Origin of the sequence: Bacillus sp. JHAA, from assembly GCF_036961585.1 — a bacterium.
GTDB lineage: Bacteria > Bacillota > Bacilli > Bacillales > Bacillaceae > Bacillus > Bacillus velezensis.
Window position 1 is genome coordinate 24949 of the sequence record NZ_JBAMDE010000012.1, and the last position, 14388, is coordinate 39336.

The 14388-nt window shown below is 46.6% G+C and carries 12 protein-coding genes and 2 tRNA genes; all 14 read left to right on the plus strand.

What is annotated here, in order from left to right; all coding sequences use genetic code 11:
* Positions 1 to 14: 14 nt before the first annotated feature.
* Positions 15 to 3548 carry a transcription-repair coupling factor gene (gene mfd / locus V7728_RS19635; RefSeq protein WP_007409931.1) on the plus strand — a complete coding sequence of 1178 codons (3534 nt, stop codon included), beginning with the start codon at positions 15 to 17 and terminating at the stop codon, positions 3546 to 3548.
* 136 nt (positions 3549 to 3684) lie between these two features.
* Positions 3685 to 4221: a stage V sporulation protein T gene (gene spoVT, locus V7728_RS19640; RefSeq protein ID WP_004264646.1), complete on the plus strand. Its 537-nt coding sequence runs from the start codon at positions 3685 to 3687 to the stop codon at positions 4219 to 4221.
* Positions 4222 to 4389: 168 nt separating this feature from the next.
* Complete coding sequence (locus tag V7728_RS19645; protein WP_099566353.1) at positions 4390 to 5970, plus strand: putative polysaccharide biosynthesis protein; 1581 nt, start codon at positions 4390 to 4392, stop codon at positions 5968 to 5970.
* A complete protein-coding gene (gene mazG, locus V7728_RS19650) occupies positions 5960 to 7435 on the plus strand; it encodes a nucleoside triphosphate pyrophosphohydrolase (RefSeq protein ID WP_099566354.1) in 1476 nt (491 codons plus the stop codon). The genes V7728_RS19645 and mazG overlap by 11 nt, the downstream gene beginning before the upstream one ends.
* 1 nt (position 7436) lies before the next feature.
* Positions 7437 to 7697, plus strand: a complete 261-nt coding sequence (locus tag V7728_RS19655; RefSeq protein ID WP_007409934.1) for an RNA-binding S4 domain-containing protein — start codon at positions 7437 to 7439, stop codon at positions 7695 to 7697.
* Positions 7698 to 7775: 78 nt separating this feature from the next.
* On the plus strand, positions 7776 to 8078 hold the full coding sequence (gene yabP, locus V7728_RS19660; protein WP_004264638.1) for a sporulation protein YabP: 303 nt from the start codon (positions 7776 to 7778) through the stop codon (positions 8076 to 8078).
* Positions 8075 to 8710: a spore cortex biosynthesis protein YabQ gene (gene yabQ / locus V7728_RS19665; RefSeq protein ID WP_025284087.1), complete on the plus strand. Its 636-nt coding sequence runs from the start codon at positions 8075 to 8077 to the stop codon at positions 8708 to 8710. Before yabP ends, yabQ begins: the two co-directional genes overlap by 4 nt.
* 17 nt (positions 8711 to 8727) lie before the next feature.
* The gene (divIC, locus tag V7728_RS19670) at positions 8728 to 9105 is read left to right on the plus strand and encodes a cell division protein DivIC (RefSeq protein ID WP_004264632.1); all 378 of its coding nucleotides are present in this window, start codon (positions 8728 to 8730) and stop codon (positions 9103 to 9105) included.
* Between the two features lie 80 nt (positions 9106 to 9185).
* The gene (locus V7728_RS19675) at positions 9186 to 9572 is read left to right on the plus strand and encodes a S1 domain-containing RNA-binding protein (RefSeq protein WP_004264630.1); all 387 of its coding nucleotides are present in this window, start codon (positions 9186 to 9188) and stop codon (positions 9570 to 9572) included.
* Positions 9573 to 9729: 157 nt separating this feature from the next.
* Positions 9730 to 9806 (plus strand) — tRNA-Met (locus V7728_RS19680).
* A gap of 9 nt (positions 9807 to 9815) precedes the next feature.
* Positions 9816 to 9887: transfer RNA gene (locus V7728_RS19685), tRNA-Glu, on the plus strand.
* A 209-nt stretch (positions 9888 to 10096) separates the two neighbouring features.
* Positions 10097 to 12586: a stage II sporulation protein E gene (gene spoIIE / locus V7728_RS19690; protein ID WP_007409936.1), complete on the plus strand. Its 2490-nt coding sequence runs from the start codon at positions 10097 to 10099 to the stop codon at positions 12584 to 12586.
* Positions 12587 to 12653: 67 nt separating this feature from the next.
* Entirely contained in the window at positions 12654 to 13391 is a 738-nt protein-coding gene (locus tag V7728_RS19695; RefSeq protein WP_004264624.1) for a VWA domain-containing protein, read from the plus strand.
* A complete protein-coding gene (locus V7728_RS19700; protein WP_094031439.1) occupies positions 13357 to 14358 on the plus strand; it encodes a protein kinase domain-containing protein in 1002 nt (333 codons plus the stop codon). Before V7728_RS19695 ends, V7728_RS19700 begins: the two co-directional genes overlap by 35 nt.
* Positions 14359 to 14388: the final 30 nt, after the last annotated feature.

Consider the following 14388-nt stretch of genomic DNA (forward strand, 5'->3'; position numbering starts at 1 on the left):
AGAGGAGGGCCCATATGGACAACATTCAAACCTTTATTAAAGAAAGCGATGATTTTAAATCCATTGTCAACGGTTTACATGAGGGGCTGAAGGAACAGCTGCTTGCGGGTCTGTCAGGTTCCGCGCGTTCTGTTTTTACCTCCGCCCTTGCACAGGAAACGAAAAGGCCGATTTTCTTTATCACCCATAATTTATATCAGGCCCAAAAAGTGACGGAAGATCTGACGGCGCTTCTCGGGGATCAATCTGTTTTTTTATACCCCGTGAATGAATTGATTTCTTCAGAAATTGCGGTAGCGAGCCCTGAACTGCGCGCTCAGCGGCTTGATGTCATTAATAGATTAACAAACGGAGAAGCGCCGGTCGTTGTGGCGCCCGTTGCGGCAGTGAGAAGAATGCTTCCGCCGAAGGAGCTGTGGAAAAGCAGCCAGCTCGTCATTTCACTCGGAGACGAAATAGAACCGGATCAGCTGTCCGCGCGCCTTGTAGAGGTGGGGTATGAGCGTTCCGATATGGTTTCTGCACCCGGTGAATTCAGTATTCGCGGCGGAATTATCGACATTTATCCGCTGACGTCGGAGCATCCGGTGCGAATTGAACTGTTTGATACGGAGGTCGATTCCATCAGAAGCTTCAATTCTGATGACCAGAGATCAATTGAGACGCTCAAACATGTGGCGATCGGACCGGCGAAGGAATTGATCATCAGGGCGGAAGAAAAAGCCCGGGCGATGGAAAGGCTCGATAAAGGGCTTGCCGACAGTCTGAAAAAGCTGAAGCAGGACAAACAAAAGGAAATGCTTCATATCAATATCTCACATGATAAAGAACGGTTATCAACGGGACAGACTGATCAGGAACTTGTGAAGTATCTCTCGTACTTTTACGAAAAACCTGCTAGTTTGCTAGATTATACACCGGCAGACACGTTGTTACTGTTAGACGAGGTCAGCCGCATTCATGAAATGGAGGATCAGCTGCAAAAAGAAGAGGCCGAATTTATGACAAGTCTGCTCGAGGAAGGGAAAATTCTGCATGATATTCATTTATCCTTCAGCTTTCAGGAGCTTATGAGCGAAAAGCGGCGCCCGGCTATTTATTATTCATTATTTTTGCGTCATGTCCAGCATACAAGCCCTCAGAATATCGTGAATGTGACAAGCCGGCAGATGCAGAGTTTTCACGGGCAGATGAATGTGCTCGCAGGTGAAATGGAGCGCTTTAAGAAATCAAACTTCACCGTTGTCTTTTTAGGCGCAAATAAGGACAGAACCGACAGATTGGCATCCGTGCTGGCTGATTACGAAATTGAAGCCGCAAAAACGGACAGCTCCAAAGCGCTTGTGCAAGGACAGGTCTATGTCATGGAAGGCGAGCTGCAATCCGGTTTTGAACTGCCGCTGATGAAGCTGGCCGTCATTACGGAGGAAGAGCTGTTCAAAAACCGAATCAAGAAAAAGCCGAGAAAGCAGAAGCTGACAAATGCCGAACGGATCAAAAGCTATTCCGAGCTTCAGGTCGGTGACTATGTCGTCCACGTCAACCACGGGATCGGTAAGTATTTGGGGATCGAAACACTAGAAATCAAAGGCATTCATAAAGATTACCTCAACATTCATTATCAGGGCAGCGATAAGCTGTACGTCCCTGTAGAACAAATCGACCAGGTGCAGAAGTACGTCGGCTCTGAAGGAAAAGAACCGAAGCTTTATAAACTGGGCGGCAGTGAATGGAAACGGGTGAAGAAAAAAGTTGAAAACTCCGTTCAGGATATTGCCGATGATCTGATTAAGCTTTATGCGGAACGGGAAGCAAGCAAGGGCTATGCGTTCTCGCCCGATCATGAAATGCAGCGACAGTTCGAATCTGCTTTCCCTTATCAGGAAACAGAGGACCAGCTCCGTTCCATTCAGGAGATTAAAAAGGACATGGAAAGAGAGCGCCCGATGGACCGTTTGCTTTGCGGTGATGTGGGTTACGGGAAGACGGAGGTAGCCATCCGAGCGGCCTTTAAAGCGATCGCAGACGGAAAGCAGGTCGCGCTTCTTGTGCCGACGACAATACTCGCGCAGCAGCATTATGAAACCATTATGGAGCGTTTCCAGGACTATCCGATTAACATCGGTCTTCTCAGCCGATTCAGAACGAGAAAAGAATCCAATGAAACGATTAAAGGCCTGAAGAACGGAACGGTAGACATCGTAATCGGAACCCACAGGCTCTTATCTAAAGACGTCGTCTATAAAGATCTCGGCTTGCTCATCATTGATGAAGAGCAGCGCTTCGGCGTAACGCATAAGGAAAAAATCAAACAGATCAAAGCCAATGTCGATGTGCTGACTCTTACAGCGACGCCGATACCGCGTACGCTTCATATGTCCATGCTCGGTGTGCGGGACTTATCTGTTATTGAAACGCCGCCGGAAAACCGTTTCCCTGTTCAGACATATGTCGTGGAATACAACGGCGCGCTTGTGCGGGAAGCCATCGAAAGAGAACTGGCGCGCGGAGGACAGGTATATTTCTTGTACAACCGCGTGGATGACATCGAGCGGAAGGCTGATGAAATTTCCATGCTTGTTCCCGATGCGAAAGTGGCATATGCCCACGGAAAAATGACTGAAAATGAATTGGAAAGCGTCATGCTCAATTTTCTGGAAGGGGAATCAGACGTCCTTGTCAGCACGACCATTATTGAGACAGGCGTAGATATACCAAATGTCAACACCTTGATTGTGTTCGACGGAGACAAAATGGGGCTGTCTCAGCTGTATCAGCTGAGAGGACGGGTCGGCCGTTCCAACCGCGTCGCTTATGCGTATTTTACGTACCGCAGAGACAAAGTGCTCACTGAGGTGGCGGAAAAACGGCTGCAGGCGATTAAAGAATTTACCGAGCTGGGATCAGGCTTTAAAATCGCCATGCGTGACTTGACGATCAGGGGAGCGGGGAACCTTCTCGGCGCCCAGCAGCACGGCTTTATCGACTCAGTCGGTTTTGACCTGTACTCGCAAATGCTCAAGGAAGCGATTGAAGAGCGGAAAGGCGATATTCCGAAAAGCGAACAGTTTGAGACAGAAATCGATATCGAGCTTGACGCGTATATTCCTGAAAACTATATACAAGACGGCAAGCAAAAAATCGACATGTACAAACGGTTCAGGTCAATCGCCACAATTGAGGAGAAAAATGAGCTTCAAGATGAAATCATCGACAGGTTCGGCAGCTACCCTAAAGAAGTTGAATGGCTGTTTACGGTTGCTGAGATGAAGGTATACGGAAAATATGAACGCGTCGAACTCATCAAGCAGGATAAAGACGCGATCAGATTTACCATTTCTGAAGAGGCCAGCGCACAGATTGACGGTCAGAAATTGTTCGAACTCGGCAATAAATACGGCCGGCAGATCGGACTGGGAATGGAAGGGAAAAAGCTGAAAATCTCAGTACAGACGAAAGGCCGCAAAACGGAAGAGTGGCTGGAGACCGTGCTCGGCATGCTGAAAGGCCTTCAGGATGTGAAGAAAGAAACAATCGCGTCTTCATAAAAATTGTTACTCTCTGGTGTATATTACATTTGATGTGACGGATACTAATTTCAAGCGAGTGGCGGAAGCTACATAAAGTAAAGAGCTTTAGTACTTTCCCTTAAATATCATCACATGAAAGAGAGGCACCAGAGAGATGAAAGCTACAGGTATCGTACGTCGTATTGATGATCTAGGACGGGTCGTCATTCCTAAAGAAATTCGGAGAACACTGCGAATCAGGGAAGGAGACCCGCTTGAAATATTCGTTGACCGCGACGGAGAAGTTATATTGAAAAAGTATTCTCCTATCAGTGAGCTTGGCGATTTTGCGAAGGAATATGCAGATGCTTTGTATGACAGTCTCGGCCATTCCGTCTTGATTTGCGACCGTGACGCGTATATTGCCGTTTCAGGCAGTTCGAAAAAAGAATTTCTGAACAAAGCCATCAGCGATTTGCTCGAAAAAACGATGGATCAGCGCAGCTCAGTGGTAGAAAACGACGTGAAGTCCGCGCAGCTTGTTAATGACATTGATGAAGATATGAGCTCCTATACAATAGCTCCGATCGTGGCAAATGGCGATCCTATCGGTGCCGTGGTCATCTTTTCCAAGGAACAGGCACTTGGAGAAGTAGAACATAAAGCGGTAGAAACGGCAGCCAGTTTTTTGGCGAGACAAATGGAGCAGTAGGTCTTATTACCATTATTGAAATAAGAAAACGGAGAAAGAGCAGCTCTTATACAAGTGCTGTTCTTTTTCATATTCATATGTGCTCTCTATCGGTTCGGCCGTTAGGATTGTGATATAATAAGCTCGTTTTATAGACGTAATTTTCTAGCGGCTGGAAGGAGCTTTTGGATGAACGATTCAGTTGGCGCCAAGCGGCAATCGGCATGGAAAGGTGCTTTTGTGCTCGTCGTTGCGGGTATCGTGACGAAGATATTAAGCGCCGTGTACAGGGTTCCTTTTCAGAATATTGTCGGTGACGTCGGATTTTACATTTATCAGCAGGTGTATCCGTTTTTAGGGATCGCGGTCATGCTGTCAACATCCGGTTTTCCGGTAATCATCTCAAAATTAATGAACGATTATAGCGATCATAAACAAAAAATAATGAAAATTTCCGCCCTTTATGTCACGGCGGCCGGACTTGTTCTGTTTGCGCTCATGTATGCCGGCGCGGCGCCGTTGGCCGGTTTTATGGGTGACGCCCGCCTTGTGATGCTGATAAGGGTCGCGGCGTTCGCTTTCATACTGTTTCCGTTTACGGCGGTTTTCCGGGGGTATTTCCAAGGCGTGCATGATATGATGCCGTCAGCCTTATCCCAGATTACGGAACAGCTTCTTCGCGTGGCGGTGCTTCTCGGTTTATCCTTCTGGCTTTTGAAAAGCGGCCGTTCATTATACGCGGCTGGTGCGGGGGCGGCTTCGGGATCAATTGCCGGAAGCTTGGCGGCCCTTTGTGTATTGGCTGTTTTCTGGTATAAGCGGGAAGAAACAAAGAAAGACGGCGGACATATCGAAACGGCCGTCATTGTAAAAAAGCTGCTGCTTTATTCAGTCACCATCTGTATCAGCAGTGTACTCATGCTTTTGATTCAGCTTGTAGACGCCTTAAACTTATATTCACTGCTTTCAGACGGGACGGAGAGCCATGCTGCGAAACAGCTGAAAGGCATATATGACCGCGGACAGCCGCTCCTTCAGCTGGGAACCGTGTTTGCCGTCAGTATCGCCGCGTCATTGGTTCCTTCAATTTCAAAAGCGGTGCATGAGAATAAGCCGTTTATCATAAAAGAGAAAGCGACATCAGCCGTCAAGCTCTGCCTTGCGGTAGGGATCGGTGCATCAGCCGGGCTTTTTTGCATTTTAGAGCCGGTGAATATCATGCTTTTCCAAAACAGTGAGGGGACGCAGACCTTACAAATATTCAGCTTATCTATCTTTTTTGCCTCGATTGCGCTTACAGCAGCCGCGATTCTGCAAGGAGCGGGACATACCGTTTTCCCCGCCGTATCCGTTTTGGCGGGAGGGGCGCTGAAATGGGTGCTGAATGTTTGGCTGGTCCCCGGCTGGGGTATTACAGGAGCGGCACTGGCGACCGTCTTGGCATTTGCCGCAGTTGCGTGTCTGAATCTCCGGAGAATTTGGTCGAAGGGCTGGCTGACGAATATCGGCGGCGTGATTGCCCATCTGTGCTGGTGCAGTCTGCTGATGGTCTTCTTCCTGCTCGTATATATGAAGCTATGGCAGTTATTTGTTCCCGTCAGCAGGGCCGGAGCTGTATGTGAGAGTCTGTCTGCGTCAGTCATCGGAGGGCTATTGTTTATTTATTGTATGATAAGAATGAAGATTTTCACGGACGAAGAGCTGAGCGGCCTTCCTTTCGGCAGTGCTTTAAGCAAATTGAAAAAGAGGAGAGAAAAACATGGCAGGTAACATTACGGTCGTCGGCCTCGGCGCCGGAGACATGGATCAGTTGACAGTGGGCATACATAAGCTGCTGACTCAGGCGAAGCATTTATATATAAGAACGAAAGACCACCCTTTGATTCCGGAATTAGAGCAAGAGACGGAAGCGGACATCCGGTATTTTGATGATATTTATGAAAAACATGATCAGTTTGAAGCGGTCTATGAAGAGATCGCGGACATTCTGTTTGAAAAAGCGAAGCAAGAGGATGTCGTCTACGCTGTGCCCGGGCATCCGTTTGTCGCTGAGAAAACCGTTCAGCTGTTATTTGAACTCCGGGAAGAACAACAGGTAGCTGTTCATACTGCCGGAGGGCAAAGCTTTTTGGATGCCACTTTTAATGCATTGCGAATTGATCCGATTGAAGGGTTTCAATTTACGGATGCGCAAACAATGACGCCGGATGAGCTCGAACTCCGCCATCATCTGATCATTTGCCAGGTTTATGACCAGATGACGGCCTCTGAGGTAAAACTGACACTCATGGAGAAATTGCCTGACGACTATGAAGTGGTCATCGTCACGGCAGCCGGAAGCAAGGGAGAAAAGATGACCAAGGTGCCTTTGTTTGAGCTTGACCGCAATGTAGAAATAAATAACTTAACAAGCGTGTATGTTCCGCCGATTAAAAAAGAAGAACTCCTTTACCAGGAATTTTCTGCATTCCGAAGTATTATTCGCGAGCTTCGCGGGCCGAACGGCTGTCCGTGGGATCAAAAGCAGACACACCAGTCATTAAAGAAATATATGATTGAGGAATGCTACGAACTGCTTGAGGCCATTGACGAAGAGGACACGGATCACATGATAGAAGAACTCGGGGACGTCATGCTTCAGGTTATGCTGCACGCCCAGATCGGAGAAGACGAGGGGTATTTCTCAATTGATGATGTCATCAGAGACATCAGTGCGAAGATGGTCAGACGGCACCCGCACGTGTTTAAGGATGTTAAGGTTCAGGATGAACATGATGTCGTCGCCAACTGGGAAGAAATCAAAAAGGCGGAAAAGCAAACAACATCCACTTCATTGCTGGATGCCGTGCCGAAAACACTGCCTTCTCTTGCAAAAGCAGCCAAGCTTCAGAAAAAAGCCGCAAAAACCGGCTTTGACTGGGATGACGTTCAGGATATATGGGATAAAGTAAATGAAGAGCTGAAGGAATTTTCTGCAGAGGCTTCCGCCGAATCAGCAGATGAAATCAGCTTAAAAGCTGAATTCGGCGATGTTTTATTTGCATTGGTCAATATCGGCCGATACTATAAAATTGAGCCTGAGGAAGCGCTCGCCATGACAAATGACAAATTTCGCAGACGCTTTGCTTATATTGAGAAAGAAGCGGCAGCAAAGGGCCTTGAATTGACCGCAATGTCACTTGAGGAAATGGACAAATTGTGGGATGAAGCAAAAGAAATGGAGAGGAGATTCTGATATGAGACTTGATAAGTTTTTAAAAGTATCCAGATTAATTAAACGCCGCACATTGGCGAAAGAGGTCGCCGATCAAGGGAGAATCACAGTTAACGGGAATCAGGCGAAAGCCAGCTCAGACGTAAAAGCCGGTGATGAACTGACGGTCCGCTTCGGCCAGAAGCTTGTCACCGTGAAGGTAAACGAATTGAAAGAAACAACGAAAAAAGAAGAAGCCGCGGGCATGTATACAATCGTCAAGGAAGAAAAACTCGGCGAATAGGCTTGTTCTAAACAAGGCTCCCGCCTCATACAATGCAGTAATAATGCTAAAAGTATCGAGGATATGGGGGCTGAATAGATGAATTCATATTATGAGCAAAAAGGTTCTTCTTCTGTTCCGGAACAGCATGATGTAACGATGAAAGGGAGAAAGCATTTAGACATTTCGGGCGTCAAGCATGTAGAAAGTTTTGACAACGAAGAGTTTTTGCTGGAAACGGTTATGGGAATGCTTTCCGTCAGAGGCGAGAACCTGCAGATGAAAAACCTTGATGTGGAAAAAGGGATTGTATCTATAAAAGGCAGGGTGTTTGACCTTGTATATTTAGACGAGCAGCAAGGGGATAAAGCTAAAGGGTTTTTTAGCAAGTTGTTTAAATGACGCTGACCACCCAATTTTATACGATGCTGGCAATGACCGGTATGGGCGCCTGGCTCGGAGCGTCGCTTGATACATACAGGCTGTTTGTCAGCCGCGCCAAAACGGCCAGATGGCTGTTATTCATTCATGACATTCTCTTTTGGATTGTACAAGGTCTGCTGTTTTTCTATGTGCTGCTCAACGTGAATGAAGGAGAACTCAGGGTATACATTTTCTTGGCTGTCTTACTGGGGATTGCGACGTACCAAAGCCTGTTTAAACGAATGTATATAAAAATACTGAAATTTGCCATTCATCTTGCGGTGTCTCTTTACCAATTCGCAAAAAAGCTCATTCAGCACGTGCTGTTCCGTCCGGTGCTTCTGCTCTTTAAGCTGCTCATCGGGCTGATCACGGTTATTTCTTTATACTCCTATCGGGTGAGTGCCTTTTTTGCGAAGTGTCTTTTTAAGATCGTAACGTTTTTGCTGTATCCGCTGATTTTTCTGTTGAAACAATTATTGAAACTTCTTCCTGAAAAGTGGCGTCTTACTTTCAAACGATATTTTCAAAAAAGTGCAGGATTTTTACAAAAGAGCAAGAAACTAATCATAACAATCAGATCGACCATGATACGTATTTTGAAAAGGTGAAAGGAGGACCGTCTGGTTTGAATCTATCTAGAGAACGTACAATAACTGAAATCCAAAACGACTATAAAGAGCAGGTTGAACGGCAATCCCAGCTTATGAAAAGAAGGCGGAAAGGGCTTTTCAGACGGTTGATCGTATTCGGCGCCCTTGTGTTGTTGACGGCTATTGTCTTAGCGGGTTCTCTGTGGTCACAGACCTCTTCCCTTAGCGCAAACGAAGAAAAGAAAGCTCAGCTGGAAAAACAAGTGAAAGAATTGAACGCGAAACAGGCTGATTTAAAAGATGAAATTTCCAAATTAAAGGATGAGGATTACGTCACAGAGCTTGCCAGAAGAGACTTGTTTATGTCAGGAAATGGTGAGATTCTCTTCAATGTAGAAAAGAAGAGCAAGTAGCCTTGTTGACACTTAAATTTTTATTTAGGTATAATTAAACAAACGATCTTTTTATAAGCCTAAGGAGGAGCACTTTTTTTATGTCGATTGAAGTTGGCAGCAAGTTGCAAGGGAAAATAACAGGTATTACAAATTTCGGAGCATTTGTTGAATTGCCTGGAGGCTCAACCGGTCTCGTTCATATCAGTGAGGTAGCCGATAATTATGTTAAAGACATTAACGAGCATTTAAAAGTCGGCGATCAAGTTGAAGTGAAAGTCATCAACGTTGAAAAAGACGGGAAAATTGGTTTATCAATTAAAAAAGCTAAAGACCGTCCGCAAGCCAGACCTAGAAATGATTTCCGTCCGAAAGAATCTTTTGAACAGAAAATGAACAAGTTTCTTAAAGATAGCGAAGACCGCTTATCATCTTTAAAACGAAACACGGAATCAAAACGTGGAGGGCGCGGAGCAAGAAGAGGATAACTTGCTGCTTTCTATAAATACATGGAGCATCCGTCTATCCCAGCGGGTGCTTTTTTTGTATGCGCCATTATAGTCAGAAAATTAAAACTTCAAAGTTTCTGTTGACGGAATGAAGAAACCTTTGTATTATATAACTTGTGCTTATAAGCACCTATATGGCGGTGTAGCTCAGCTGGCTAGAGCGTACGGTTCATACCCGTGAGGTCGGGGGTTCGATCCCCTCCGCCGCTACCATATATATCTGGCCCGTTGGTCAAGCGGTTAAGACACCGCCCTTTCACGGCGGTAACACGGGTTCGAATCCCGTACGGGTCATCAAGCGAATCGGCTTCTGTTGCAGAAGCCGATTTTTTCATATTTAGACAACTTTTTGAGAAATGTCGGAGGAAATACGAAAGGAAAGGGGAACAAGGGAGAAAGCGTCGAAGAGTTCTTTGGAATTGTTACCTTCTTTTGACAAAATCCTATCTGGGCTTTCATTTATAATGACAAGCAACGAATAAAACAGGTGGGGGATGAGAGCAATGGAAAAAGCGGAAAGAAGAGTGAACGGGCCGATGGCGGGACAAGCTCTGGAAAAACTGCAATCGTTTTTTGAAAAGGCGGCAAAGCTTACAGTCCATCAAGCGCATTCACTTTTTTTCTATAAGGGTTTCATTTATGTCGTGATCGGTTTTTTACTTGGACGGGCTTTCATATTATCTGAGGTTCTTCCGTTTGCGCTGCCGTTTTTCGGAGCGATGCTTTTGATCAGAAGAGATAAAGCCTTCTATGCTTGTCTGTCTTTACTTGCGGGCGCTTTAACCATTTCGCCGAAACACTCTTTATTGATTCTCACAGCTTTGGCCGTCTTCACTCTATTTTCAAAAATCGGTACATATATCGTGCAGGACCGGGTGAAGATGCTGCCGATCGTGGTGTTTTTCTCTATGGCTGCCGCGAGAATCGGATTTGTTTATTTTGAGAGCGGCGCTTTTACCACCTATGATTATGTGATGGCTGTTGTCGAGGCGGGCCTGGCCTTTATTTTGACGCTGATCTTTTTGCAAAGCCTGCCGATCTTCACGATCAAAAAAGTGAAGCAATCGTTAAAAATAGAAGAAATCATCTGTTTTATGATCTTGATCGCATCCGTTTTAACCGGGCTTGCCGGTGTTTCATTTCAGGGAATGCAGGCTGAACATATCCTGGCCCGCTATGTCGTGCTGAGTTTTTCCTTTGTCGGCGGGGCAAGCATCGGCTGTACGGTCGGTGTGGTGACCGGACTGATCCTCGGGCTTGCGAATATCGGGAACCTCTATCAAATGAGTCTGCTTGCGTTTTCCGGGCTTCTTGGCGGGCTGCTGAAAGAAGGAAAGAAAGCCGGAGCCGCAGTCGGGTTAGTGATCGGCTCACTGCTGATTTCATTATATGGAGAAGGGTCTGCCGGATTAATGACCACTCTTTATGAATCTTTGATTGCCGTTGTTTTGTTTTTGATTACGCCCCAATCGATTACGAAAAAGGTGGCGCGATACATACCGGGCACTGCTGAGCACAGTCAGGAACAGCAGCAGTACGCGAGGAAAATCAGAGATGTCACCGCCCAGAAAGTAGACCAGTTCTCCAATGTGTTTCATGCCTTGTCGGAGAGCTTCGCCACCTTTCATCAGACGTCTTCCGATGAGCAGGCGGAAGAAGGGGAAGTGGATCTCTTTTTAAGCAAAATCACCGAGCATTCCTGCCAATCCTGCTATAAGAAAAGCAAATGCTGGGTTCAAAACTTTGATAAAACATATGACTTAATGAAACAAGTTATGCATGAAACAGAAGAAAAACAGTATGCCTCAAACCGCAGATTAAAAAAGGAGTTTCAACAGCACTGTTCCAAATCCAGACAGGTGGAAGAGCTGATTGAGGACGAACTTGCCCACCATCACGCCCATCTGACACTGAAGAGAAAAGTTCAGGACAGCAGAAGGCTTGTTGCCGAGCAGCTGTTGGGGGTTTCTGAGGTCATGGCGGACTTTTCTCGGGAAATAAAACGGGAGAGGGAGCAGCATTTTATTCAGGAAGAACAAATGATAGAGGCGCTTCAGCATTTTGGAATCGAGATTCAGCATGTCGAGATATACAGCTTGGAGCAGGGCAATATTGATATCGAAATGACAATCCCGTTCAGCGGAGGACACGGCGAGAGTGAGAAAATTATCGCCCCGATGCTGTCTGACATTCTTGAGGAGCAGATACTTGTCAAAAGCGAACAGCACTCGACTCATCCGAATGGCTACAGCCATGTCGCATTCGGTTCGACCAAGTCGTACCGGGTATCGACAGGCGCGGCTCATGCGGCAAAAGGCGGCGGCCTTGTCTCCGGCGACAGCTACAGCATGATGGAACTGGGGGCGAGAAAGTATGCGGCCGCGATCAGTGACGGCATGGGCAATGGGGCGAGGGCCCATTATGAGAGCAATGAAACGATTAAGCTGCTCGAAAAAATTCTCGAATCAGGTATTGATGAAAAAATAGCGATAAAAACGATCAACAGTATTCTGTCTTTACGGACGACAGACGAAATCTACTCAACTCTCGATCTTTCTATCATTGATCTTCAGGATGCAAGCTGCAAATTCTTGAAGGTCGGTTCAACGCCGAGTTTTATCAAGCGGGGAGATCAAGTCATGAAAGTGCAGGCCAGCAATCTGCCGATCGGCATCATCAATGAATTTGATGTGGAGGTTGTAAGTGAACAGTTAAAAGCGGGAGATCTGCTCGTCATGATGAGTGACGGTATTTTTGAAGGGCCGAAGCACGTTGAAAACCACGACCTGTGGATGAAACGGAAAATGAAAGGGCTGAAAACCGAAGACCCGCAAGAAATCGCTGATATATTAATGGAAGAGGTCATCAGAACGCGTTCCGGCCAAATCGAAGACGATATGACAGTGGTTGTTGTCCGGATTGACCACAACACGCCGAAATGGGCTTCCATACCGGTGCCGGCGGTTTTCCAAAATAAAAAGGAGATTTCTTAATCCATTCGTATAAATCACTTTCCTTCTGGCGAAGATGGGACTAATCGTATCACCGGGAGGAATGTATGTGAATAAGGGACATTTAAATCAAGTTCTGCTGATTACAGATGGCTGCTCCAATCATGGTGAAGACCCGATTGCAATGGCGGCTTTCGCCAAGGAGCAGGGGATTACGGTGAATGTTATAGGAATTATGGAAGAAAACGCGATTGACCAAGAAGCAATGAAGGAAGTTGAAGGCATCGCCATGGCCGGAGGCGGCGTCCATCAAGTTGTGTATGCGTCACAATTGTCTCAGACGGTTCAAATGGTGACGAAAAAAGCAATGACCCAGACGCTGCAAGGTGTCGTCAATCAAGAGCTTAAACAAATTTTAGGGAAAAACGTTGAAATGGAAGAGCTTTCTCCTGAAAAACGCGGCGAAGTGATGGAAGTGGTTGATGAACTCGGCGAAACGGTTCATCTGCAAGTGCTTGTGCTGGTTGATACGAGTGCGAGTATGGCGCCGAAACTGCCGACGGTGAAAGAAGCGCTGATCGATCTTTCCATCAGTTTAAATTCCCGGGCCGGGCAAAATGAATTTGCAATGTGTATATTTCCCGGGAAAAGCCAGGAAGTTGAGCTTGTGCTGAATTGGACGCCGAAGCTTGAATCCCTTTCTGCACTCTTTGCGAAGCTGTCGACCGGCGGTATCACCCCTACGGGCCCCGCTATCCGGGAAGCGACGCAGCAGTTTGAGAGAATCCGCTCAAGAAGGAGCATGTTGGCAGATGATGAACGACGCTTTAACGAGTTTGGCATGTAGTCTGGCACCGGGGACGGCAATTCAGGGCAAATGGAACGGCAAATCCTACAGATTGCTCAAACAGCTTGGAAAAGGGGCTAACGGTATTGTATATCTGGCAGAAGCATCAGGCGGACAGGTCGCTTTGAAAATAAGCAGCGACAGCATGTCTGTTACCTCTGAAGTGAATGTCTTAAAATCCTTTTCAAAGGCCCGGTCGCAAACGATGGGGCCTTCTTTTTTTGATGCGGACGACGCGTTTATTCCGCAGCTGAATAAAAATGTCTCTTTTTACGTGATGGAGTACATAGAAGGGCCGCTTCTTCCGCAATATATCAGCAGTAAGGGAACAGAGTGGATTCCGGTGCTGATGGTGCAGCTTCTTTCCAGCCTGTCAGTCCTTCATCAGCAAGGGTGGGTTTTTGGCGACCTCAAACCGGACAATCTCATTGTAACCGGACCACCGGCTGCCATTCGCTGCATTGATGTAGGGGGAACGACAAAACAGGGCCGCGCGATTAAAGAGTATACGGAGTTTTACGACAGGGGCTATTGGGGGTATGGAACAAGAAAAGCAGAACCATCCTATGACCTGTTTGCTGTCGCAATGATCATGATCCACTGTGCCCAGAAGAAAGAGTGCAAAAAGTCAGGACAGCCGAAAGAACAGCTTCGTTCTATCATTGAAGGCCACCCGTTTCTGAATAAGTATAAGAAGGTTCTGTTTTCTGCTTTTAACGGCCAATATCCGTCTGCGGAAGCCATGAAGCATGACATCCTGACGGCGGGGCAGAGTGCAGGGAGTAAAAGGAAAGCCGCCGCCAAGCCTAAGCCGCCGCAATCAAAACCGCGGCAGGGCACTGTATCTCAAACGCGGTATAAACCTAAACAAAAACCCGCAAAGCACAATGGTTTGTTTGAAACAACACTTATTTTAATCAGCGTTCTCGCCCTTTATTTCGCTTACATCGTCTTTTTTCTCATCTAGTGCCGGCCGGACGCCTGCGCTCATGCTTCT